Raw genomic sequence first — 22685 nt, 5'->3', positions numbered from 1 at the left:
CGCCCCGCTTGAGACATCTCGATCTGCTGGTGGCAGCGCCGAGTGATCCGAGCGGTTTGGCGGGATGGGGCGACGTGGCCTTTGCCCAGAGCCTCCAGCGCGCGCTTCGAACCCGGGGGGTGGGCAGCCGGCTGCTGTTCCGGGACACCTACGAGCGCGCCAGCGCGCCACCCCCTGATACAGGCCTGCTCGTGCTACGCGGCAAGTTCCGGCCCAAAGCGGAGTGGCTGGCCCAGGCGTCCTATCGCACCCGGTTGCTCTGGCAGATCAGCTGGCCGCTCGATGTCAGTGGTCGAGAACTGGCGGCCTACGATCGGCTGTTCGTGGCCTCCGCCCAGGATCGCCAGCGGTTGGCCTACCTCAGCGGTAAGCCCACCCACACGCTTCTGCAGGCCACCGATTTCCGCAAGCCAGGCCCGCCGCTGTGGCCTTCCCGGGGGCTGCTGTTCGTGGGTAACACCCGGGGGGTTGACCGTCCCATCGTGCGGGCCTTCGCTCGCAGCGGGCTCCCTCTGACGGTGATCGGCAGCGGCTGGGAGGCCTATGGAATCGAGGTGCAGGATCGCAGCATCAGCAACCATGCCCTGCCAGGCCTCTATGCCGAGAGCCTGGCGGTGCTGAATGATCACCACGGCGCCATGCGCGATTTCGGCTACCTCAACAACCGGGTCTTTGATGTGCTGGCCTGCGGGGTGCCGGTGATCACCGACATGGCCCCCGGCTGCCCCGAGGAACTCCGTGCGGGGGTGCTCGTGCACGGGCCTGAAGACGAGCCCGCAGCGACCCTGGAGCGGGTCCTGGCGTGCCGATCGAGCCCTGGGCTGCTGAGGAGGCTGAGCCGGATCACCGCGCAGAACCACTCGTTCGAAGCGCGGGCGGAGACGCTGCTGGGGCTCTGTGAAACGGACTGCGCGTCGACGTGAACGGCCGGGCTACTTCGCTTTGGGTCGGGGAGCTGGAAGCTGGGGGAAGCCGGCCTTGTTGAGCATCTGCTCGACTTCCTCCACATAGAGCTGGAACCCCTCCAGCTGCAGGGCCTGGGCTCTGAGGTCCTTGGGGAGATCGGCCCAGGGATCCGGTTGGCCAGCCTTCACATCGCGTTTGAGCTTGATGCTGATGGCCTCCTGCATCAGCTCCTGAAACACGGGGAACTCGGGATCCTGCAGCATGGCCCGGCTGAGCTCCCGGGCCGCCACAACGCCCTTGTTGCTGGCCAGCAGCTGTTTGACACGCTCCACGGTGGCCTTGCGCCAGGCCTTCCATTCCTGAGGCGTGCGCTTGGCGGGTTGGTCGAGCAGCTCAGCCAAGCGTTGATGCGGTGAGCGCTTCGGTCTCAGAGTGAGGAATCTGGTGAACCGCCGCAACGGTGCCAACCACCGGTTGGATCGCTTGCCCTTACTGGATTTCTGGGATGGGCCAGTTTTTGACTTTGCCACTGCCAATGCCCTAACTCCATTCACAGGGTTGACTTGATTCGCATATTACATCATGTCGGACCGGGATCGGCGACTTCGAGAGATGGAAGGGAACGACTCAGAATTGCGCCATTGTTTTGATGGCAGGTCCGAAGTGTCTCGGGAGTTTATATTCAGCTGAGGGCTGTGCGCTGTTTGTGCTGCCTTTGCCCATCTTGTGTCGACGCCGGCACATCTGAATGGAGATTGGATTGCTGTTGGATTGCTGCAGCCTGGCCACGAAGTCCGTCGATGTGAACTGCATCCCTGGTCGGAGTGGAAGCTCTGAGGCTTGCGGCCAGTTTCCACGCAATATTCAGAGCCTACAGGCAGAATTCCGTGTCAAGGCTCTTGGAGTGTTTCCAGCTGAGCATATGACTAGAAAAGAGATTAACGATCGTCACCAGGTACAGAAATCCTTTCTGGAGGGAGATGTGGCTAATGTCAATCGCCGAGATCTGACCCACTTCCATGACCAGTCTGAGATCCACCGGGCAGGGGAAGCAAATCCATGCGGCGCATGGGATTGCTCACCCACCTCACACTTGGATCGGATGGATGGTGTGATCAGCGGCGATCTCCTGGATCGTCTTGCGGCCACTGATCGCCTCCCTGGCGACCCTGGCCTTGAACTCGGGGGGGGGGCGGTGAGGCGCTTGTTCAGCTGCTTCTCTACCCCCCCCCTGTTGCCCAGAGAATTCTTAGGAAAGCACAATGTTGTCGAAATCCGCCTGGAATAGGGACTGTTCGCTCTGCTTGTAGATGCCAAACTTTACCCTATAGCTGAACGGGGGCTTTCTTGATCCAATATTTCCACTAAATCGACCAATCTCCTTTCCGTCGACTGCAATATTGAAGAATCCACTATTCAAGGGATCAATGTTGTAGTTGATGCTTACCCGCTGCCATGCCCCTGGTTTCAGAGAGTAATTTGTAATCACATCCGTTATTGACACACCTCTGGGTGCGCCAGGAGCGGTACCCTTTTTGACAAATTGAAGTGTATGCGAAGTTCCCCTTTTGAGCCTTATTCCAGCAACAGGTCCTACACCATTACCCTGCCACCACTGAGCCAAGTAATAAAATCCTTTTGTGGCAGAAGAACTGTTGGGAATGCGAAGGTCAAAGCTGAGATTATAGGACTTGCCAAACTTGTAATATCCGGAGCTCTTGAATCCATAATGAGTGGGAGAATACTCGGAGCGATCGCGATCACTGCCGCGACCATTGGTACTGAAGGACAGATACCTTGACCCGGGGGCACCATTGACAACAGGGACATTTGCGCCTCCTTGTTTTAACAAGAACAGCGCAGCCCCAGAGCCTCTTTCGATATAATTGCCTCCGCGACCGATTGGACCCGCTTTGCTGGGCTTACTAATGAATCCCTCCCCGGTGATGGAGAATGGCTTGACACCTCGACGATTGTATTTATCCTTTCGCATCCAGCGAGGGAGCAGAGATTGGAGTAGGGGAGTCTCCCGCTCTCTTATTTTCTGTGAACGATCTGATTTCAAGGCCCTAGACCTTTCCATGTATGAGTTGACGTGTCAATTCTCGCTATAGTATGGAAGACTCTCGCTTTGTCAAGGGTAGACCTTGGGCCCTTCCCGGCTGGCTCAGGCTGTACGGCAGCGGCAGGCTTGAAGCTTGTAGATAATCATGCCAATTATTTGGTGCAGTAGATCGCAGGAATCTGCACGGGGAAGAGCCAACGACTGATTGGTTCGCTTCTGCTGCCGCGATCGATTGATAAAGCCTGCATGATCAGCCAGCGCCAGTTAGCTGAATAGCATCAAGTCTTTATAGGCAGCATTTCTGATGGCATCACTCGGCTCAACCTGGCTTAATCTCCCGGCATGAATTGCTGAATCGAGACGCAAGTTTCCTCGCATCTCCTTGTCGACTGGAACAATATAGTAGCGCTGCACAGTTGGAAATTAAATGCGACTTAAGATTTAAGACTATGGCCAAGAGCTCATCTCTTTGCTTCTAATGCTCTGAACCACACATCGTCTTATCTTCTTTTGGAGTTTCAGTAGTTTCCTCCCCAGTAAATTGACTCATGGGCATGTCTTCTCCTACACTGACTTCTGCAGGACCCTTGGGCAATTCGACCAAATTGTGGTCCCACCTCTGAGGCGTATTGACCAATGGCGAACGAACCAATCTTTCTCCTTGGAGTTGGTGCACAAAAATGTGGCACTAGCTGGCTCTATAAGCAGCTTGCAGCTCAGAGGGAGGTCATGATGTCGCCAATCAAGGAGCTTCATTATTGGGACCGCCGCTTTCATCCAGGCTTCTTCAGGCCAATAAATAGGGCCGCTCAGCTTGAGAAGCTCCTAAAGCAGCACGGGGAAAAGATGATTAAAAGTGATGCATTTGAGAGAATTGCGATGGAATGTGGAGAGGATTACTATTTGGCCTTCTTTCGTAGGCGGCTTAAGCCCCATCATAAAGTCTTGGGCGAAATAACTCCATCATATTCAATACTGAGCGATGTTGAGCTGCGCCACATAAGAGAGTTTATCCCTTATCGAACTAAGGCTGTGTTTCTCATGCGTGAACCAGTAGAGCGGATGTGGTCGCAATGCAAAATGGAGGCAATGAAAAGTGCGAATCGTGGTGGCAACAAAAGTGCTTACGACCTCTTCCGAAATAGCCTCCATGTCCCTCAGTATTCTGAGCGAGCCAGGTATGATCTCGCAGTCAAGAACTTGTTGGCGGCCTTCCCGCGAGAGGATGTCTTCTTCGGCTTTTATGAGACCCTGTTTGATAGTGCGGAGGTTCAAAGACTCGCTTTATTCCTTGAGATGGAGAAGCTTGACTTTGTATTAGATGCTAACCCTAATAAGAGTGATGAGCTTCCAAGGCCTGAAATAGAGGATTGGCGCAATGTTAGGGCTGGACTGTCACACGTGTATGAATTTGTCTTCGGCGAATTCGTTGGTCTTGTTCCCTCTTCCTGGCATGGTTAGATGTGTTTGATTCATGCGAGAAAGTCGAGGTGGAAATGGTTTGCGTCTTTTCCACACATGGACATTCTCCTTGGTGCGTGAGCCCTTCTGGGAATCTGTAGCGTGTTTTAGACTTCGCTTGCCGATCACAGCACGTTCCTGTGTCAAGTTGCTCGTTTTGAGGGCTCCTAAAACGAGAGGCTCAGTTGATGACGTTCACTTCGACAGGGACTGCCAGTAAGCTTCTTGTAGAGTACCAAGCCATGAGGCCTAAAGCCGCCATGTATTCCTATAGTAAACTCCCCTTGACTTAGGCGGCTTGAGGGCTTGAAGGCCCTCGGCCTCTTGGGACTTCTTTTATTCTCTTTCCGGTGAGTATGTTTTATTGTATTTATGTAGATTCGGCTCTGTCCCTGGCACAAATCCAATGAGACCCCTCATCCTTGCGAGCTTTCCGCGATCCGGCAATCATCTTTGTCGCTTCATCATTGAGTACGTCACGGGATGCGCAACGCAGGGCTGTATGGATAACTCACGTGACGTTCCCTTGGTCAACAACTCGTATGGTCTAGAGGGTTACGGAGATGTTCTTGCTCATGTAGATGCAAGCCGGATCGTTGCTTACAAGGCGCACAGTGCTGACGAGGTACGGTGCCTGTTTGTTGAGCACTTAGTGGATCCAAGAGGCATTTTGTTGTTAACGAGAAACCCTCTTTATTGCATCGCCTCCCATGTCCTCGGCAAGTTGGATAAGGCAAGAAGTCGAACAGGATTGCCTCAGGATGCTGACGAGCTCGCCCTGCTTTGCGAGAAAGCCATTGATCTTCAGTATGAAAAGTGGTTTGAGCTTTTGGGTTTGTATTATAGAACTAAGGCTCAAGGCCGCAATTGCGATCATGTCCTCTATGAGGATATGTGTAGCAGCCAAGAAGTAGATCGGGCGTCATTTCTGGCCAAGTTAGACAGAATTCTTGGTCGCCAGATCAAGGCCAGCCGAATGACTGAGCTTGTACGAGACTGGGATAATATCGTAATGGCTTCTGCGTCTGGGGAGGGTAGGGCATGGCGTGGAGCGATGACTTTTCTCCACGACAAGAATTTCAACCTTACAAAATTTGATTCCATCTACTCGCTTTCCGGGCTCATCACAAGGTTGGTCGTGAAGATTGACAAATCCCTGGATGAGGTTGTTGGTCACTCACGAAAGTTCCCGGCCTATGCTGCCCTGCAATCTGTTTTGGCCCGTTATCGGGATGAGATAGTGTCGTTTGATGTCACCTCGTTTGGAAACTAACCTCGGCAGTGTCTATAAGAAGTGACGCGATTGAGACGCCTTGAAGGCTTGTGGATTGGCCGCCAGCCCGAGCTTGGTCATGCTTGATTCGCCACGATGCCATGGCCAGCTCCATGTGGTCAGCAGTTGAAGCGGGCGGTGCTGGAGGCCGCCTGCATCCTTCACACCGATCTGGCCATTCTGGCCAGGTTGCCCATGCACAGTCACTGTTGACCTTGGTCGTTCAGCAGGAGATGGACATGAGGCACGTGCAGGACCAGCCGAAGCTCCAGCAGCGGGAACAGCCACAGTGGCACCAGCACAGGGCCCTGGCTGAGGCGGCGGCCATGTTGAGCCTCTCCAGGATGATGCAGCCCTGCTGGAGAGAGGAGGGGGGCATCTCGGCGGAGCATTGTCGTCGGGCACTGGCGACCCTGACGCCGGCGTGACGCCCGATGCTTGGGCCTGGCAACTGGCTGGGCGGCTTGAGGCGGGGTTCACCACCTTCAGCAGTGCAAGCCTCCCCGATCTCACTCGGATTCACCGCGGACGGCCAGGATGGCCCATCCGTACCATCGGATCAATCCAACCTGGCTCAAGCCAACCCGTGCTAATTTGGCAATAATGAATCAACGTATGACGCTCCCAGAAGTTATTATCCATATTGGAACTCACAAGACTGGGACTACCTCCATACAGAGATACCTAAGTCAGAATCGAGAGGAGCTTAAGGGGCTGGGTATTTGGTATCCAAGCTATTCAGAGCTCATGCCGGGAGCCCGTAATCATTACGCGCATCTCGACCTTGCCAGATCGATGGACTCGTCGGCTGTGAGGGCAAGATTCGGTGATGCTGAGATATCTGCAATGTGTCAAACAATTGTTCGCGAGCATACTCGGCATGCGTCTACACTTATAAGTGCGGAGCCCTTTTGGCGAGTCGGCTTTGGCGATTCGTCCACGGAGGATAGGTGGGAGCACAAGGCTCGTCTTGTTCAGCGCCTTAGGGATTTATTGAGTGGAGTTCGCGTCAAGATAGTGGCATGCCTGCGTGATCAGGCAGATTTTATTGAAAGCTATTACAGCGACACTATCCTCAAGACCGGTTATGCTGGCAGCGTTGATGATCTAATGCGTCAGCGCTCCCATCTGTTTGATTACCTCAAGCAGCTTGAGCTTTGGGAGTCACTGTTTGATCTTCAAGTCATTGGCTACCAAGACCTCGTCCAAGATCAGGATCTCCCAAGGAGCTTCATTGGTCGAACAACTGGAATTCCTCAAGAGAGCCTCCCAAGCGATCGGGGTCGAAGGTGGAATACAACCCATCCCGTCGAATGCTTGGTCATGAAGCGCTATCTGAACGGAGTCCCTGGAACCGACCGTGAGAATATCCTCAAAATCTATCATCGCTATAAGCGTTTCTATCTGAGGCGTTTTGAGTCTTCAATCCGCAGAAACCTCGAGCTCTCAGAAGCCTTCCTGGGAAGCAGAAAGCACTGGCTGTCTGCTTTGCAAGTCAAGGCCATTCGAGACCGCTATCATCAGGAGAATCTGCACATAGCAGGTAAGTATCAATGTCTTCTCAGCGGTATGCCTGGTGCTACCAAGACTAAAAGGTCTAGGCTGAAGCCTTGGCAGGAGTGTTTTCTAGTCGGTTGGATGTTGACCAACTACCCGCCTGATCGCAGTTGGTTTGTGGCCAATTAGTACTTTTTGTTGCCTGGTTTTGAATGCTGCCGACGGCTTCGTCTTGCCTTCGTCATGCTATACAAGTTGGATCGCATGGTTTCGATTCGTTCCTGAACTGGCCCTGGCTCACCGATTGTGGACCAGATCGAAGAATGGGATGGTCTTTGCTGGCACTTCTTTCACGAGATACTGGTTACTATTCACTTGAGATGGTTTCACCATGCAACTCCACTACATTCTGTTTGATACCGGCCCTGCGGTTCTCGGCAACGATTTCGCCTAGGTATTTTCGGCTCCAGCTGTTCTTGAAATAATAGAGGTTCTGTGGTGCCGTCGCTGCGAGAAGTCCAGAGAACCCTCCTTTGTGTATCGCTACGTGACTCATCCTGGAGCCCAGGCAGATATGTATATCAGGCTCTGCGATGATGAACGCTGACATGGGTAGATATTCGAATATTCGATCCATTGAGTCGTCGAACGACTTGCATATTGTGGCCCTAGCCACTTCTGCATCTTGAGTTACATACTCGCTCTTGCGAAGACCTTTGCTTTTTGCGGATACCCAGTGGTTGTGAAGTCCGGTGATGCAGTAGGTATGGGTGATGCCAAGTCGTTCGATCATATCCCTTAGTCCTGCTAGGTAGCGTCTTTCGACCAGGCCTTGGTCGCCGAGTCGAAAATGAATAAGCAGTGACTTGTCGCCTGTTGTTAGGCTGCCTAGTGCTGAGCCATCAAGGGTCTTGGCTGTATATTGATCAATGGCTTGTTTCAGGCCCTGGAGGCATGGGTGACGAGTGGTTGATAAATCTTCCGAATATAGACGGTAGTAAATACTTGCGATCGTTCCTGGATAGCGTAGCGACTTTTTCGAGTTTATTAATAGCTTTGAGAGGTATTTGCTGTCGCTCTCGGGCCGGTGCCTGAGGTTGAACAGCAGCATATCGCCAAGATTGTAGCAGTCTGAGTAAGCCTGAGCCCGAGAGTCGGTCCTATTGATGAATAGGCTGGAGAGCTGTCTTGCGACTTCGCCTTCCGGGACTGAATCATTTCCTTGGTTTTGGAGGGTGACCAGCTTGTGATCTTTATGGGTCTCTATGTGAAAGCGGAAGCCCCCCTCTTCAGTGGCTGTTGCGTCCATTCTTTTGGCTGAATTCTTGAGACTCTATCATGGGGGCTATCGTTGGCTATTTCGTTGGCTTGGCGCGGAGCTTGTTGCCCTTTCGTGATGTCATGGCTGTTGTCTGGATCTGCGCCTTGTCCATACTTTTCGGTCGTCTTTTCCTGGAGTCAACCCCACGCGGCCCTGTTCAGGGCACCCGGTCTTTGGACTGCCTGTGCACTCTCCCTTGACCTTGTCCGGTGACCTTGTTGAATTCCAGATCCATTGAGAGGCCGATTCTGTCTGGCTGATGCACGGTGTATCTCCTCGTTGGTGTAGCTCCTCGTTGGCCTGTTGGGTGGAATCTCAGTCATGTGGGGGTGTGGCAAGTATTTCTGCTTGGGGCCCTGCGTCATGTCTGCCCTGTGCGCCCTTCTACCCCTTGCCCTCTGCCGCTGTCAGTCCCCGGCTGTTCCCCATGGGTCCTCTGGATGGCAGAGCCCCGCCACCAAGTCTCAGCAGTCTCAGGCCTGCCCAGAGCGGCGCGTCAGGGACTGCCTGCCGATGAGGTCCACTGCCATCGTTTCGTGTCGCTCGAGGGCGGCGGCGCCATGAGCCGCTTTCCCCTACTGTTCAACCTCTCCTGCTTCTCGATGACCTCCCTTGACTAGCGACGTCAGTGCTGTCCAGATCCTCCCCCAGCCCGCCCTGCTCCATGGGCTGGGGGAAGAGTCCGTTCGGCGGACTGTGAGGGCCTTCGAGCTTGCCGATGTCGCTGTGGAGTGGCTCCGTGACCCTGATGATGTTGAGCAGGCCCCCGGACCGCGCCTCTTGCTTTATGCCCCCCCGGACCTCGTTCTTGGCCCGTGGCTTGTGGAGAACAGCCAAAGCCTGGCCAGCAGTTATGAGCAGATCGGTTCCCTTGCCTCCAGGCTCAACCTCCATCAGCCCTCAGTTCCTCTTCGGCTCGTCAACATTTCGCTGTGCTCGATGCCCCGTCTCATCACCTGGGCAGTTCAGGTTCTCACCGCCTCTGCAGAGACAGCATCAGGAGCCTTGGAGACATCTGGAGCGGAGCCCGACCTTTGGTTTCGACCCCAGCCTGCTCCGACCGATGCCCTGATCGCTTTGGAGCTCCTCCGGGAGCAGCCCAGTGTTCTTCCTGCTTATCAGGCACTTGAGCAGCACCCCTTGGCGGCTCGTGCTGATGACCGCAGCCCTGACCTGACCTATCCCATGCGGCTGCAAAACGCTGTGTCCCTGGACAAGTTGCTGCGGATGCGGCAATGCTCGGTTGGTCTTGATGCAGAGCTCCGACAGCTCGGTGTCGATCTCGGTGCCGCCCAGGCTGAACTGATCGATTCCGCTTGGGTGCGTGAACAGCTCGGGGAGCAGATTCATCAGATGCATGACGAGTTGCGCCGCCTGCACGAGAAACTGCACCAGGGCGAGGAGGAAGCCAATGTCCTTCGGGCCACCATCGGCGACCGTCAGGAGGAGCTTCATGAACTGCAGCGACGCCATGCGGAACTGCAGGCCAACCAGCAGGAGATTCAGACCTCACTGGAGCAGGCTGTTCAGTGCTCTCGAACTCAAAGCAAGATGCACGCCGGGCTGGTCACCTTGCTCAGCAACCTTCAGCAGCAGATGGCACTGCTGCGTCAGGCCTGAGGACTGGCTGGGGTGCGTGAAGCCAGCGAGGTCGATCGACTCTGTCAACCGACCGGAAACCAACCAGCCTGAGCCCATCGGGCTCGATCGCTCGCTCGAGTGATCCACTGTCTGGAATGGGCCACCGCGCGATCATCCGGCTGCGATTCGCCTCGATGTACCGATACCGCCCCGGACTGGAACCCTCGGGATGGATCACCTCGCTGGACGGTACGACCGCGCAGCTGCCACCGAACCTTGCCGTCAATCGTAGGCAGAGATCGGTGTCTTCCTGTCCATTGAGGTAGGCCACATCAAAGCCCTTCACGGCCGCGAATTCACAGGCACGCAGCAGCACGCAGGCGGCGGTCACGGCCGGTACCCGGCGTGGATGCATCAGGGCTGAATCGCGAGCTGCTCCAGCATGGAGCGCTATCCCCAGAGGACTGGCGGATCCAAACACGATTCCGAGGCACTGGATCCGACCGCTTGGTGTGATCAGGGCCGGTTGGGCCGCACGGCAGCTCGGGTCTTCCAGGGCTTCGACCAAAGGGGACAAGGCATCACGATTGACCTGGGCATCACTGTTGAGGAAGAGAACGTGCTGCCCTCGAGAAGCGCTGAATCCGAGATTGCAGCCGAGCGCAAAGCCGTAGTTCCTCGGGTTGCGCACCATGCGCACCCGCCGATCCTGGTAGGGGGCCTCAGACAGCACCGCACAGGTGGCCGGGTCGGTATTGCCGTTATCCACCAGGATGATTTCAACTTGTGGCTGGGCTGCGATCTGCCTGAGGCTGCGGAGGCAGCCGGCCAGTTGATCGCCGGCACCCCAGACCGGGATGACGATGGAGACGAGGCCAGCTTCCCTTGGGCGGCTGGCCTCCATCTCCCAGTTCAGTCGTCGGCGTTCCTCGAGCAGCAACTGGTGCGTCAGGGCACGGGCTTGCAGCCAATGCCGCGGCAGTTCTGTCGGCGAAAGCTGATGCTGCACCGATGTCCCGATCCACGACAGCCAGCCCCATGGCCGCCAGGCAAGCAGCCATTCCCGGGCCAGGGTCAGGCGGATGGGCCTTTCGAGGGCCGGAACTCCCTGATCACGGCCATTCAGGTGAACCAGCTGACCGCCCGGCATCAGCACCTGATGCTCATCAGCGGTGAGCATCCCCGGCAGTTGGCAGGCGGCGTACTCATCGAGGCTCAGCTCCACGCTCACTTGGGCATCCCAGATCAGTTGGTAGAGCGCCGCGAGGCGGAAGGCCGGCTCCTCCGCTGTGTTGATGCGTACGGTGTGAGTGGGATGCTCCACCACATGGGCCAGCCACACGTCAGGCTCGTCCCAGGAGCCCTGGGTGATCGCCACCGCTGCTGGCTGCCGGTGCTCCAGCTTGGCCAGCAGCGCATGCTGGGCCATGGAACGGCAGAGGGGCTTCAGCCAGGGTGAGCTATCCGCCAGGACGATCAGGATGCGCAGGGCATCGCACTCCTGACGATGCCTGATCAGACTGGCGGCCTGGATGAGCTCTCGGTTGCCATGCGGCAACCAGTCCAGGTCAGGGGCGTTCGGGAAGGTGAGGGCGCCCATGGAGGCGGATGCTGGAGGTGGTGGGCGTCTGGTGGCCCGGATGGGCGGAACCGCTCTCAAGCAAGGCTTAGGGTGTGCGGCAGTATCTCAGGCTGCATGAAAGCTGTCATCCTCGCAGGCGGTCTCGGCACCCGTCTCTCCGAGGAGACCCAGGTTCGGCCCAAGCCCATGGTTGAGGTGGGTGGGCGCCCAATCCTCTGGCATATCCTTAAGATCTACAGCTCTTTCGGAATCAACGACTTCATTGTTTGTTGCGGCTACAAGGGTTATATGATCAAGGAATACTTCGCGAACTATTTCTTGCATACTAGCGACGTTACCTTTCACATGGATGAGGGTAATCGCATGGAGGTTCACCATCAGAAGACGGAGCCATGGAAGGTCACCCTTGTGGATACCGGTGAGTTGACCCAGACTGGGGGGCGACTGGCTAGGGTCCGCTCCTACCTGGGGGATACACCATTCTGCTTCACCTACGGCGACGGCCTGGCGGATGTGGATGTGGATGCCCTTGTCACCCATCACCATCAGCGAGGTCTCAAGGCAACCCTGACGGCCGTACAGCCTCCCGGTCGCTATGGGGCGCTGCACCTTGAGCAGGATCTGGTACAGCAGTTTCAGGAAAAGCCTGATGGGGATAATGCCTGGATCAATGGGGGGTTCTTTGTTCTGGAACCTTCGGTTTGCGATCTGATTCAAGACGACGACTGTGTTTTCGAGTCCGATGTACTGCCCCAGCTGGCGGCACGCGGTGAGCTGACAGCTTTTCGCCATGGAGGGTTCTGGCAACCGATGGACACCCTGCGCGAGCGCAACCGCCTGGAGGCGCTCTGGGAGAGTGGCCAGGCTCCCTGGAAGCGCTGGTCATGACGTGGGACCCAGCCTTCTGGAATGGACGTTCGGTGCTGATCACCGGACACACCGGCTTCAAGGGAGCCTGGTTGGCGCTCTGGTTGCTGCAACTCGGGGCCCAGGTCCATGGCCTTGCCCTGGCCGCCGAAGGGGAGCGGAATCTCTACGCAGACTTGGCCCTGGAGACCGCTTACCCAGGGCAGTTCATCGCGCGGATCGTTGATCTTCGCGATCCCCTGGCCGCTGCCAGCGCGGTGCAAGATGCCGCACCGTCAGTCGTGATTCACCTGGCCGCCCAGGCTCTGGTGCGACGGAGTTATGCCGACCCGATCGGGACCTGGTCGACGAACCTCATGGGCAGCCTCCATCTCCTGGAAGCGCTCAAGCCGCTGCAGCAGCACTGTGCCGTGGTGATGGTCACCACCGACAAGGTCTACGCCAACCAGGAGTGGATCCATGGCTACCGCGAACTGGATCCCCTTGGAGGTCATGACCCCTACAGCGCCAGCAAGGCCGGGGCAGAGATCGCCATCGCGTCCTGGCGTGACAGTTTCTGTGGCCAGGCTCCCCATCAGGTCAGCCACCTCGCGATCGCCACAGCCCGAGCCGGCAACGTGATCGGCGGCGGCGACTGGGCCGAGGACCGGATTGTCCCCGATGCCATCCGCGCCTGCGCTAAGGGCGAGCCCATCGCGCTCCGGCGTCCCCAGGCGACTCGACCCTGGCAGCATGTGCTTGAACCTCTCGGTGCTTATCTGCTCCTGGCCGAAGCGCTCAGTCGCGATCCTCTGGCCCATGCGGAAGCCTGGAACTTCGGGCCCGCGCTGGAGTCCAGCCGCTCGGTCCATCAGCTCATCGAGACTCTGCATGGTCACTGGCACGGCAGCTGGTTCGATGCCAGTGATCCAGCGGATCCGCATGAGGCTGGCCTGTTGCACCTCGCGATCGACAAGGCCTGGCACCAGCTGGCCTGGCGACCCAGGTGGTGTTTCGAGACCGCCGTCGCCCGCACGGCCCGGTGGTACCGGCAGGTGGAGGAAGGCGCATCCCCGCTGGCCTGTTGCCAGTCCGATCTGGCGGCCTACCTGGAGGCCTGAGCTGTGGATGAGCGTCTGCAGGCGATCTTTGCTGCGCGTTATGGCATCAGCCTGGATCATCTGAATGGGAAGCATGTCTCCACTGCGAGGGGCTACCAAAGCCGCAATGATCCCTATGGCGTTCACCTAGGAGCCAAGGCGATGCCTGAGGCCTTTGATGGTCGGGTTGACGCCCTGAGGATTCACCGTCTGGAGCGGTTTTCCAACAGCCTGGCCCAGCTTTGCCATGCCTCCCATCTGGCTCGAAGACTTGGAGTCAAGATTGTGGAGATTCCCGATGCCTGGTATGTCCGTCCAGGAAAGACAACTTTGGCGGACGGACTCATGCTCGTCAATGGTACAGGTCATTTCTCCAGGCTTCATACCCGATTGGAGGGGCGCTTCTTTTATTGCCGTACCTTGCAATCGCTGGCTGCTCCTCAACCAGGTTTCCGCTCGCTTCTGTCACAGTTGCAGCCAGCCATCAGGGTCTCTTCGCCCGACAGTGCCTTGCCTGATGACCATTTGGTGGTTCATCTGCGCTCTGGAGATGTCTTCGAGGCTGATCCTCACCCGGCCTATTATCAGCCCCCGCTTGCATTTTACCTGAAAGTGCTAAAGCGACGAGACTGGTCTCACGTCCATTTGGTTTTTGAAGACTTTGCCAATCCGGTCGTCCTGGCGTTGACGCAATACTGCCAGGGCAGAGGGATCGGGGTCTCGCTTCATAGTTGGGGTCTGGACCATGACATTGCCTTTCTTCTGCGCGGTCGACACTTTGCGGCCGGCCGAGGCACCTTCATGCAGGGGGTGATTGCCCTGGCTCCCTTTGCATCCACCGTCTATAGTTTCTGGCCGTTTGATCCAGATAATGTCTGGGGACTCGAGGGGGTTGAAAATATCTTAATAGCGGACCGTAAGGGGCGTTATCTCAAGAGGATTAGGCCTTGGCACAATACGGTTCGGCAGCGTTCCTTGATGTTGTCTTATCCGCTGAAGTTTCTGCGCGAGTCCAAGCCCGGGGCTTTTCGAAGCAGGGCTTCGGCGAGGCTCTCCAAGCCCTCCAGCGATACCTGCTCCCGCTGATGCAGGGTCTTCTGGGGCCACTCCGCACCCCAGGCTTTCCGGGCCAGTCTCTGCTGGGCGATGGCGATGCTTTCCGGAAGTTCGACCTGCTCGATCACCAGGGGGGCCCAGGGGTGATTGATCATGTTTGTACAGGTTTGTTCCCGTTCGATGCTCTTTTTGATCAGCCCAACCAGTTGTTGCCTCCGAGCGCCTTTGGGTGGCTTCCCCAGCCCCTGAACGACCAAGCGGCTGAGATGGAACTGGCGCAGGCTGGCCTGAGAGGAGGTCTGGTGCTGGGGGAGCCAGTGCAGTGGTTGGACGGGATGGCCGGTTCGCAGCACGTCCAGCAAGGTTTCGAAGGAAGGTTCGGGATCTCTGGCGGTCTGGGAGGTATGCAGGACAAAGCGAACCCCCAGGGCCCCGCACCGCTCCAGCAGGGGCATGAACAGGCGGTCCACGTGGTAGCGGAGTGGATGGTGTTGCAACCGCTTCGCCACGAAGTCCCCAAAGGTTCCACCCCAGCGCAGGGCCATCACGGCCCGGGCGTAGTCACGTGCCATCAGCTCCTCGCCATCCAGCAGGTGCACCATGATCACGAGCCGGAACCCTCGCTCCTCAAGCTGAGGGCGTAACCGTTGAAGCCTGCGCTCCTGGAGCAGGGGGCTCAGCATGGACTGATCGGAGACCCAGACAGCCTTCTTCCGGTGCCATGGGTTCCAGCGTCGTCGCTGTTCCTGGCGTTGCCAGAGCTTCCAGTTGTTGCGAAGAATGGCAGGAAGAAGGCTTTCGGGGGGGCGACAATCGATCCCCCAGTGCTTCAGCAGGTGGCGGTTGGTCTCCACCTGCCGGCTCAGGTCGGCGATCAGGTTGGACGACTGGCCGGTGTGGATCACCAGATCCCGGGGGCTGATGGAGGGCTGCGCCAATGTCATCTGCGGGGGACCCGCAGCCTACGGGTGGTGTGGTCTGCCAGGCTGGTTCGCGACTCCCTCCCCACCCTGCGGTGCATCCCCAGGCTCAGCCCACGCCGATCCAGGGTCTGGTCGAGCTCTGCTCGCGTGCCCACAGCGATGTCCGGGGCAGTTTCCTGAACGCGTACCGCCGGGAGGACTTCGCTCCGTGGTGGGGCGAGCGGCCGGTCCATCAGGTCAATGTGAGTCGCACGGAGCGGGTCGGAGCCATCCGGGGGTTGCACGGGCAGCAGGGGGAAGCGCCCGAGGCCAAGCTCGTGCGCTGTCTGCGGGGCCGGGTGTTTGACGTCGCGGTGGATCTGCGACCGGCCTCGCCCACCCTGGGCCAGTGGCAGGCGATCGAGCTCAGCCCGGCGGCAGGCAATGCCTGGTTGATTCCAGAAGGGTGTCTGCATGGTTTCCAGGTGTTGGAGCCGGGCAGTGAGCTGCTGTATGTGCATTCCTCCCCCTACCGGCCGGAAGACCAGGTCGGTGTGGTGTGGAATGATCCCGATCTGGCCATCGCCTGGCCCCTCCCCCCGGTGGACCTGAGCCCGCGGGATCTGCAGCTCCCCAGGTTCGGCTCCCTCTGATCCCTGCTCCCCTGGTCTTGACCCATCACCATTGCCGGCACTGTTGCGCACCGCTCGAGCGGGAGGTGATCGATCTGGGGCATCAGCCTCCGAGCAATGCCTACCTCAGCGCCGATCAGCTGAGCCAGCCGGAACTCACCTACCCCCTCAAGGTGTACGTGTGCACGCAGTGTTGGCTGGTGCAACTCCCCGCCCATGCCGCGGCGGAGACGTTGTTCACGGCGGACTACGCCTACTTCTCCAGCACCTCCACCAGCTGGTGTGCCCACGCCGCACACTTCGTGGATCACGCCTGTCGGCGTCTGGACCTGAATGCCGAGAGTCTGGTGGTGGAGCTGGCCAGCAATGATGGCTACCTGTTGCAGTACGTGCAGCAGCGCCTGATTCCCTGCCTGGGTATCGAGCCCACGGCGGCCACCGCGGCCGTGGCGCGGCAGCGGGGCATCGAGTCGATCGAGCGCTTCTTCGGTGTGGCGCTGGCCGAGGAGCTGGTCGAGGCGGGGCGTCGGGCCGACCTGATCGTGGCCAACAACGTGCTGGCCCACGTGCCTGACATCAATGATTTTCTGGCGGGCATGACCCGGTTGCTGCAGCCGCAGGGCCAGGTGTCGATCGAGTTTCCCCATCTTCTGGAGCTGCTCGAGGGCAACCAGTTCGACACGATCTACCACGAGCACTACAGCTACATCAGCCTGGGCTCGTTGCAGCGGATGGCCAGTGCCGCAGGGCTCCGCGTGATCGATGTGGAGCGTCTGCCCACCCATGGCGGCAGCCTCAGGGTGTGGTTGGCCCGGGCGGACGGGGCCCTGCAGCCGGATGGGGCTGCCCTGCAGCGTCTCCAGGCCGTTCGGAACGCTGAGCGGCAGGGGGGCCTGGAGAGGCTGCAGGCCTATGAAGGCTTTCAGCAGCGGGCGGAATCCGCCAAGCACGCCCTGCTCCGCTTCCTGCTCAGCCAGCGGGAACGGGGTCAGCACGTGCTGGGGTATGGAGCAGCTGCGAAAGGCAACACACTGCTGAACTACGCCGGCGTGCGTGCCGATCTGCTGGCCGCCGTGGCCGACAAGGCGGCCAGCAAGATCGGGACATTCCTGCCGGGGAGTCACATCCCGGTGGTTTCGCCCGAGCAGTGGCTGGCCATGGAGCCCCAGCAGGTGCTGGTGCTCCCCTGGAACCTTGCCGCCGAGGTCAGGAGCTCCTTTGCAGACCACCCCGAGCTGGTGTTCCACAAGGCGATACCCAGCCTGCAAGTGATCTGAGGGCCCCCTCAGCCCGGTTGCGGTATAGGGTACATGGATTTGCGGAAACTGAGCGGATAGCCCTTCTGGCGCAGCCAGCGGCGTCCGGCATGCTCGGCGGCGATCGCTTCCGCCACCGAGAGAGTGTCCTTCCAGGCCCCCGCGCGTCCATCGGTGATGTGGTTGGTTGTGATGAACGTTTCACGTTGCAATGAGCGGTTCCCTTCGCTCACCCTTTGCGAGCGTTCCCGTTGTTTCTCGGGGGAGGCATCCTCCACGAGGGCGGCTTTCCTTTCGGAACTGATCGAGATCTCCAGGAATCGGCCCAATGCATCGACGAGGGCCGGCAGGTCGTGGACGATCTGCTCATAACGACCGATCCAGCAATTCCGGCGTGCCTCGAAGACTGCACCGATCTCGGTTTCCTCCTTGACGAATTGTGCAGCGATCTCCGGTCCCCGATCGCTGCTTCCGAGGATGAAACGATTCTTGCGCCAGGCTGAAGCCAGGGCATCGCGCACGTCCCGGTAGGTGTAGAGATAACGCACGCCCTGATCCGGCAGGGCGCGCCGCAGGTCGCGGCGAGGGATGTGGACCTTGCTCAACCAGATCTGCTCGGGGTCGTTGGCGCGCTCTTGCATCTCGGCGACAGAGTCACCCAGGCCGTTGGTGCTGATGCGGGGTTCACAGGTCTCGCTCAACAAGCCTCGGGTGAGTTGTGCGACCAAGGTGGAGCCTGACCGGTGCATTCCGCAGACAACAACGAGCATCGGTAACAAATCCAGGTGGCAGGACAGTTGATGAGAAGGGTGGATCAGAATCTTGAAGCACGCAGGTTCATCCCTGCGCAGAAAGCCGCCTTACGGTGTTGACCACGGTTTGCACGTCGAAACTGTTGCTCCGTTGAAAGCCATCGTCGGTGTTGTGCTGGCCAGCATCCTGCTGGGGGTGACAGTCGACATAGAGATCGTCGAATCCACAGGCGGCATCAATGTTCACCCAGTTGGTGCTCAGGGTTTTGGGACCAGCCAGGAACATGACCTGACGGGCCGGCGTGTTGCCCGGCGTGCTGGGGACAAAAGCCTTCAGATTCATGCAAGCCTGGGGGAAACCGATGATCCAATCGTAGCTTCGGTAAAGGGCGAGCTTCTCTTCAAAGCTCAGCTCTTCGGGACAGATGATGTCAACATTGGGGAGGCCACTGATTTGATTCACAACATCCAGTTCGCCGAGGAACTTGGTTGTGCCGGTGATCAGTTTGTGTCTTGAGAGGTAGGCGATCTTCTGCTTGCGGTGGGTAGCCTCAAGGTTTGCACGAAGTTCCGGCCGCAAGGCCGTGAGGCAGGCATCGTGGAAGTCGCGGGTCACAAAGCAGCGATCCCGATAGAGAACGCTGCTCGAAACGAGCGTCTTGGCTCGGATCGGCCGGCGGACGAGGCGGGTGCGCTCATGAATGCCCAGGCAGGTTAACCATGCCACGATCAACTCGCGGTTGGCAATGGTTCCGCCCTTGCGAAGACGATGGTAGTGAAACCAGATTGGACAGTCAAGATCGCGAAACAATCTCAGCAGTTGGTAAGTTCGGGTCAGGTCCAGCAGGAGGTGGCCGAAGTGGTCGAAGAGAGTGCCGCCATAGAGAACGAAATCCTTGCTGATCTCTTCAGTGCTGTCCACGCTCCGATTGCGGAGCGCTGCGAGTCGTTCCGTAGGGGGATAAAAGAAATGTCGGTCGCCCCGTTTGTCATTGAGCGCTTCGATGAGCTGTCCATGGCGGTCCACAACACCGTGATTCAGCTCAATCCACCAGCGCCGATGTGTTTCATGCACCCGGTTGATGTCGAGAACCAGTGCGTCTGATTCCACAATGATGCTGGAGGGTTCTGTAACGGAGGCTTTCCCCCACCAGGAAGGATGGCGGCGGTTGGCTTCGCGGATCAGCTTCAGGTCTGGCTCCATGGTTCAGAGTGCCTGGTCCAACCGGTGGAAATGGCCTCCCATCATATTTTCCAGTAGTCCCTGGGTTTGCCGATGTGATGCAGAAATTTCTGGCTGTCAGGTCTGACCAGGCGGCTGACACGCCACTTCAGCAGCCATGGCCAGCGCGGTTTTTCGACATAGCCGCGCCCCTGCTGGCCAGCTTCATTGACCAGCGGCAGACTGGTGCCGCCGTTGAGCAGGGGCTCCACGGGCCCATCCACACCGAGGAAGCCCAGAACCCTCTCCAGGCTGGGTTTGGGCGCACCGAGAAAGTCCTCGAAGGTCAGGCAGAGAATCTGATCATCTGGGAATTGCTCACGAAACTTGCTCAGCCTTTCGTAGTACATCGAGCAGCCGATCAACAGGTGCTTGAGTCTGGAGGTCTTCCAGAGTTGCTGAAATTCGCTGGTGCTGGGATGTTTGCCTTTGATGTGGCGCCACTGGGATACGATCCGATCCAATGGATGCCTGACCATGTAGATGATCTTGGTCTGTGGCAGATAGGTCTTGATCAGAGCTGCCGTGTGTTCAAAACCAGGCAGGGTGCTGGAGTACATGGTGCTGCCTTCGCCGCGCAAGCGAGCATCGCGCCCAGCCTGGAAGTGGCTTGCATACCAATCCCAACCCTTGTCGTAGTGCCTGCCGAAGAATTTGGGCTCCTTTGGCTTGCACATGAAGATGTCTGGATGGCGGCCCAGTACCCGGGTAAGGGTTGTGGTGGCTGACTTCGCGGCTCCAATCACAATGAAGTCGGGCAGACTTCGTGGGTCCACTTGATTCTTGCTCTCCAGATCTGCACCTTTCAGCCCCCGTTCGATGGCATGGAGGAGCTCACTTGTGGTCTCGTCCGCTGGAGATGGTGTGGTTGATCTTTCCAAAGGTGGAGCTTCTTTCGCCGAACGTCTCATCTCAGAAGCCAGAACGGACCATCTCCGTGATCGGCGTCACTGGCAAACCGCTATCCCCATGGCAGGCCTGGTCATGCTGCTCGAGGCGTTCCAGGGCCAACCAGGCACCTTCTCCCTGATTCTTGTGGCCTTGCCAGATTTCAGGAATGAACGACGCTTCAGGAGCAAGCGTTCTGAGCATCTGGAAGAGCATCGGCCAGTCGATGTCCCCCTCATCGATCTGAAGACCTTCCCCATCGACTCCACGAGCATCGGCTAGGTGAAGATGGGCTGTGAACGGCAGAACACGTTCCAGAAAACCATGAAAGGATTGGCCCAGGTGGTTGCAGGCCAGCTTGGAATGGGAGGCATCGAGGCATACCCTGTAGCCCTGCTGACTGCAGAATCCAACAATGAACTCAGGGTCCACGAAGAGGTTGTGAAACCGCTGTCCCCCAAAATGCCATGGGAAGGGTGGCATGGTCTGGGGAATGATTTCAACGCCGTCCGTTGACAGGCACGCCAGGCTCCTGATCAGGGCCTCGACCATGGGAGCGCCCTCGCCCGTATGAAGATGCCGGTGGGCTGAGAATCCGCCCACATTGGTGACCAGCAATACGTCGTGGGGACAGTCGAACCGTTCCTTGAGTCTGCGGGAAATGTCGATGACCCTCTGTAACTCACGGATCGAGTGCTGACGGTAATCCTGATCAAGTGTGCATAGATCGAGTGTATGATCTGATGCAAACAATTCAGGGGCATGTATGACCAGTCCCAGGGGTATGCACTCGGGAACGGCCTGCTCGATGGGAATCTCGAGATCTTTGTAGCTGAGGTGGATCTCGACGAGGTTCAGATTGCTGGAGCGCGTGAATAAGCCAAGATCGTGGTACCGAACTGGTACTCCGAAGGGGTTGAAAAACGCATAGCTCCGGGCCTTGATGGATCCCTCGCCCAGGTCGGACTCAAAGAAGAAGTCGCCCGCGTTCTTGTCGGTAGGGAGATGGCGACCGATCAGATCGGCGAGTCGGTAAGGCTGCAACCCCTGGCCTGGACTCTGGATCCTGACCATGGAGGGTTCCACCGGCGTGCCTTTCGGAATGGCGCAGGCGGCGACCAGGCTCTTGGCCAGCACTTCGCGGTTCATCAGCTCTCCCTGGCTGATGGAGCGCTCTGCATCACTCCCCATGGAGTCCTCCACCGCCCGGATGGCCGCCACCATCCTGCTGAATTCATCAGGGACCAGGCTGACCTTGTGGTCATTGCCCTCCATGGAAGGATCCAGGGTGATGTGCTTTTCCACGATCGTTGCACCGAGCGCCACAGCGGCAATCGGTACCTCGTAGCCCCTTTCATGGCCGGAATAGCCCACTGGTGCTCCGGAGAGCTCGCGCAGCCGGGTCAGATAGCGGAGGTTGACGTCCTTGTAGGGCGTCGGGTACGTGGAGTTGCAGTGCAGCAGGGCAAACGGAGCGCCCAGCTCGCGCAGGTGGCGGATGCCGCTGCTGATCTCCAGCTCCGTCGCCATCCCCGTGGAACAGATCAGCGGTTTGCCGGTGGCTGCGATGGCGCTCAGCAGTTCATGGTTCGTGAAGTCGGCTGAAGCCACCTTGAAGGCCTCCATGCCCCAACGGTCCAGCTTGGCCAGGCTGCTGGTGTCCCAGGGTGTGCAAAGGGGAATCATCCCCTTGCGGGCGGTGTAGTCAAAGCAGCGAAAGAGCTCCTCGTCTGTGAGCTGAAAACGCTCCAGCAGATCAAGTGTGTATTGGGTGCCAAGGTCGGAGGACATATCATTGCTGTCGCCAGCATTCACATAGAGATTCTTCATCTCCCGCATCTGAAACTTGGCGCAGTCAACCCCTGCATCTGCGGCAGCATCGATCAACTGAAGGGCCAGGTCCAGACTTCCATTGTGGTTGTTGCCGATTTCAGCGATCAGAAAACTCGGATAGCCTTCGCCGATGTTGCGCTCGCCGATCCGAAGTTCGTGGGCCCCTGCCATCGCCACGGCGGCGATGCGGCCGTGGCTGTCGAGCAGCGGGATCAGCTGAATCTGGGGACTGAACAGAGGAGCCAGTTCCGCCGGTGCCATCCCGACAAGACCCGTGCGACAGCGCGGGTTCATGGCCTGCGTCACTGGAGCGTTGAGGTCGATGTCGCTGCATTCAGCAACCCATCGCCGGAAATCGCCGTCACTGAGCACGCCCTGCAGGATGCCGCTTTCAGAGACGACAAAAATCAGCCTGCTTTTGTTGGCCGTGATCTTTGAGAGTGCGGTGAGAACCGTGTCTTCTGAAAAGACGACAAACTGCGTGAAATTGCGCTCAATCTGCATGCTCTACT

At 58.1% G+C, this 22685-nt stretch carries 20 protein-coding genes; 11 read left to right on the top strand and 9 right to left on the bottom strand.

Annotated elements, in window-relative coordinates; all coding sequences use genetic code 11:
* Positions 1-8: 8 nt before the first annotated feature.
* Entirely contained in the window at positions 9-923 is a 915-nt protein-coding gene (locus tag ACLD7X_RS03070) for a glycosyltransferase family protein (RefSeq protein ID WP_411421993.1), read from the top strand.
* A gap of 9 nt (positions 924-932) precedes the next feature.
* On the opposite strand, the gene ACLD7X_RS03065 is transcribed toward ACLD7X_RS03070, so the two are convergent.
* Positions 933-1307, bottom strand: coding sequence for a hypothetical protein (locus tag ACLD7X_RS03065; RefSeq protein WP_411421992.1), 375 nt, complete (start codon positions 1305-1307; stop codon positions 933-935).
* 848 nt (positions 1308-2155) lie between these two features.
* Positions 2156-2899 carry a heparin lyase I family protein gene (locus tag ACLD7X_RS03060; RefSeq protein WP_411421991.1) on the bottom strand — a complete coding sequence of 248 codons (744 nt, stop codon included), beginning with the start codon at positions 2897-2899 and terminating at the stop codon, positions 2156-2158.
* A gap of 708 nt (positions 2900-3607) precedes the next feature.
* On the opposite strand from ACLD7X_RS03060, the gene ACLD7X_RS03055 reads away from it, so the two are divergent.
* From ACLD7X_RS03055 to ACLD7X_RS03040, 4 genes are all read left to right on the top strand, one after another.
* Complete coding sequence (locus tag ACLD7X_RS03055; protein ID WP_411421990.1) at positions 3608-4432, top strand: hypothetical protein; 825 nt, start codon at positions 3608-3610, stop codon at positions 4430-4432.
* 502 nt (positions 4433-4934) lie between these two features.
* A complete protein-coding gene (locus ACLD7X_RS03050) occupies positions 4935-5705 on the top strand; it encodes a hypothetical protein (RefSeq protein WP_411421989.1) in 771 nt (256 codons plus the stop codon).
* A 209-nt stretch (positions 5706-5914) separates the two neighbouring features.
* Positions 5915-6133, top strand: coding sequence for a hypothetical protein (locus ACLD7X_RS03045; protein WP_411421988.1), 219 nt, complete (start codon positions 5915-5917; stop codon positions 6131-6133).
* A gap of 589 nt (positions 6134-6722) precedes the next feature.
* Positions 6723-7391, top strand: coding sequence for a hypothetical protein (locus tag ACLD7X_RS03040; RefSeq protein ID WP_411421987.1), 669 nt, complete (start codon positions 6723-6725; stop codon positions 7389-7391).
* 178 nt (positions 7392-7569) lie between these two features.
* On the opposite strand, the gene ACLD7X_RS03035 is transcribed toward ACLD7X_RS03040, so the two are convergent.
* On the bottom strand, positions 7570-8511 hold the full coding sequence (locus ACLD7X_RS03035; RefSeq protein WP_411421986.1) for a hypothetical protein: 942 nt from the start codon (positions 8509-8511) through the stop codon (positions 7570-7572).
* A gap of 708 nt (positions 8512-9219) precedes the next feature.
* Between ACLD7X_RS03035 and ACLD7X_RS03030 the strand changes: the two genes are divergently transcribed.
* Positions 9220-10143, top strand: coding sequence for a hypothetical protein (locus ACLD7X_RS03030; protein ID WP_411421984.1), 924 nt, complete (start codon positions 9220-9222; stop codon positions 10141-10143).
* Here the strand turns inward: ACLD7X_RS03030 and ACLD7X_RS03025 are convergent.
* A complete protein-coding gene (locus ACLD7X_RS03025; protein ID WP_412007206.1) occupies positions 10100-11704 on the bottom strand; it encodes a glycosyltransferase family 2 protein in 1605 nt (534 codons plus the stop codon). The two genes, ACLD7X_RS03030 and ACLD7X_RS03025, sit on opposite strands and share 44 nt — an antisense overlap.
* 96 nt (positions 11705-11800) lie before the next feature.
* On the opposite strand from ACLD7X_RS03025, the gene rfbF reads away from it, so the two are divergent.
* Genes rfbF through ACLD7X_RS03010 form a run of 3 tightly spaced genes read left to right on the top strand, consistent with a single transcriptional unit; the run spans position 11801 to position 14718 of the window.
* The gene (gene rfbF, locus ACLD7X_RS03020; protein WP_411421982.1) at positions 11801-12574 is read left to right on the top strand and encodes a glucose-1-phosphate cytidylyltransferase; all 774 of its coding nucleotides are present in this window, start codon (positions 11801-11803) and stop codon (positions 12572-12574) included.
* Complete coding sequence (gene rfbG / locus ACLD7X_RS03015) at positions 12571-13653, top strand: CDP-glucose 4,6-dehydratase (RefSeq protein ID WP_411421981.1); 1083 nt, start codon at positions 12571-12573, stop codon at positions 13651-13653. The genes rfbF and rfbG overlap by 4 nt, the downstream gene beginning before the upstream one ends.
* A 3-nt stretch (positions 13654-13656) precedes the next feature.
* Positions 13657-14718: a hypothetical protein gene (locus ACLD7X_RS03010; protein WP_411421980.1), complete on the top strand. Its 1062-nt coding sequence runs from the start codon at positions 13657-13659 to the stop codon at positions 14716-14718.
* Here the strand turns inward: ACLD7X_RS03010 and ACLD7X_RS03005 are convergent.
* Entirely contained in the window at positions 14619-15626 is a 1008-nt protein-coding gene (locus tag ACLD7X_RS03005; RefSeq protein WP_412007207.1) for a hypothetical protein, read from the bottom strand. The genes ACLD7X_RS03010 and ACLD7X_RS03005 overlap by 100 nt on opposite strands.
* 77 nt (positions 15627-15703) lie before the next feature.
* Here ACLD7X_RS03005 and ACLD7X_RS03000 point away from each other — a divergent pair, with 77 nt between their 5' ends.
* Positions 15704-16243 (top strand): dTDP-4-dehydrorhamnose 3,5-epimerase family protein, encoded by a 540-nt coding sequence (locus tag ACLD7X_RS03000; protein WP_412007208.1) that lies wholly within the window; start codon positions 15704-15706, stop codon positions 16241-16243.
* Positions 16244-16260: 17 nt separating this feature from the next.
* Positions 16261-17499 (top strand): methyltransferase domain-containing protein, encoded by a 1239-nt coding sequence (locus ACLD7X_RS02995; protein WP_411421977.1) that lies wholly within the window; start codon positions 16261-16263, stop codon positions 17497-17499.
* 8 nt (positions 17500-17507) lie between these two features.
* On the opposite strand, the gene ACLD7X_RS02990 is transcribed toward ACLD7X_RS02995, so the two are convergent.
* The 4 genes from ACLD7X_RS02990 to ACLD7X_RS02975 all read right to left on the bottom strand — a co-directional run bounded on the left by ACLD7X_RS02990 (position 17508) and on the right by ACLD7X_RS02975 (position 22677).
* Positions 17508-18248, bottom strand: a complete 741-nt coding sequence (locus ACLD7X_RS02990) for a sulfotransferase domain-containing protein (RefSeq protein WP_411421976.1) — start codon at positions 18246-18248, stop codon at positions 17508-17510.
* 67 nt (positions 18249-18315) lie between these two features.
* Positions 18316-19434 carry a glycosyltransferase 61 family protein gene (locus ACLD7X_RS02985; RefSeq protein WP_411421975.1) on the bottom strand — a complete coding sequence of 373 codons (1119 nt, stop codon included), beginning with the start codon at positions 19432-19434 and terminating at the stop codon, positions 18316-18318.
* Between the two features lie 41 nt (positions 19435-19475).
* The gene (locus ACLD7X_RS02980; RefSeq protein ID WP_411421974.1) at positions 19476-20363 is read right to left on the bottom strand and encodes a sulfotransferase family protein; all 888 of its coding nucleotides are present in this window, start codon (positions 20361-20363) and stop codon (positions 19476-19478) included.
* Between the two features lies 1 nt (position 20364).
* A complete protein-coding gene (locus ACLD7X_RS02975) occupies positions 20365-22677 on the bottom strand; it encodes an N-acetylneuraminate synthase family protein (protein ID WP_411421973.1) in 2313 nt (770 codons plus the stop codon).
* Between the last annotated feature and the right edge of the window lie 8 nt (positions 22678-22685).

This window comes from Aphanothece microscopica RSMan92 (genome assembly GCF_046613545.2).
In the GTDB taxonomy this organism is placed as follows: Bacteria; Cyanobacteriota; Cyanobacteriia; order PCC-6307; family Cyanobiaceae; genus NIES-981.
Note: the sequence above shows the minus strand (reverse complement) of the source record. Positions and strands in the feature narration are given on the sequence as shown.

Coding starts and splice junctions, on each gene's coding strand:
- ACLD7X_RS03060 (WP_411421991.1), bottom strand. CDS start 2,899: ATGCGAAAGGATAAATACAATCGTCGAGGTGTCAAGCCATTCTCCATC.
- ACLD7X_RS03055 (WP_411421990.1), top strand. CDS start 3,608: ATGGCGAACGAACCAATCTTTCTCCTTGGAGTTGGTGCACAAAAATGT.
- ACLD7X_RS03050 (WP_411421989.1), top strand. CDS start 4,935: ATGGATAACTCACGTGACGTTCCCTTGGTCAACAACTCGTATGGTCTA.
- ACLD7X_RS03035 (WP_411421986.1), bottom strand. CDS start 8,511: ATGGACGCAACAGCCACTGAAGAGGGGGGCTTCCGCTTTCACATAGAG.
- ACLD7X_RS03025 (WP_412007206.1), bottom strand. CDS start 11,704: ATGGGCGCCCTCACCTTCCCGAACGCCCCTGACCTGGACTGGTTGCCG.
- rfbF (WP_411421982.1), top strand. CDS start 11,801: ATGAAAGCTGTCATCCTCGCAGGCGGTCTCGGCACCCGTCTCTCCGAG.
- rfbG (WP_411421981.1), top strand. CDS start 12,571: ATGACGTGGGACCCAGCCTTCTGGAATGGACGTTCGGTGCTGATCACC.
- ACLD7X_RS02990 (WP_411421976.1), bottom strand. CDS start 18,248: ATGCTCGTTGTTGTCTGCGGAATGCACCGGTCAGGCTCCACCTTGGTC.
- ACLD7X_RS02985 (WP_411421975.1), bottom strand. CDS start 19,434: ATGGAGCCAGACCTGAAGCTGATCCGCGAAGCCAACCGCCGCCATCCT.
- ACLD7X_RS02980 (WP_411421974.1), bottom strand. CDS start 20,363: ATGAGACGTTCGGCGAAAGAAGCTCCACCTTTGGAAAGATCAACCACA.
- ACLD7X_RS02975 (WP_411421973.1), bottom strand. CDS start 22,677: ATGCAGATTGAGCGCAATTTCACGCAGTTTGTCGTCTTTTCAGAAGAC.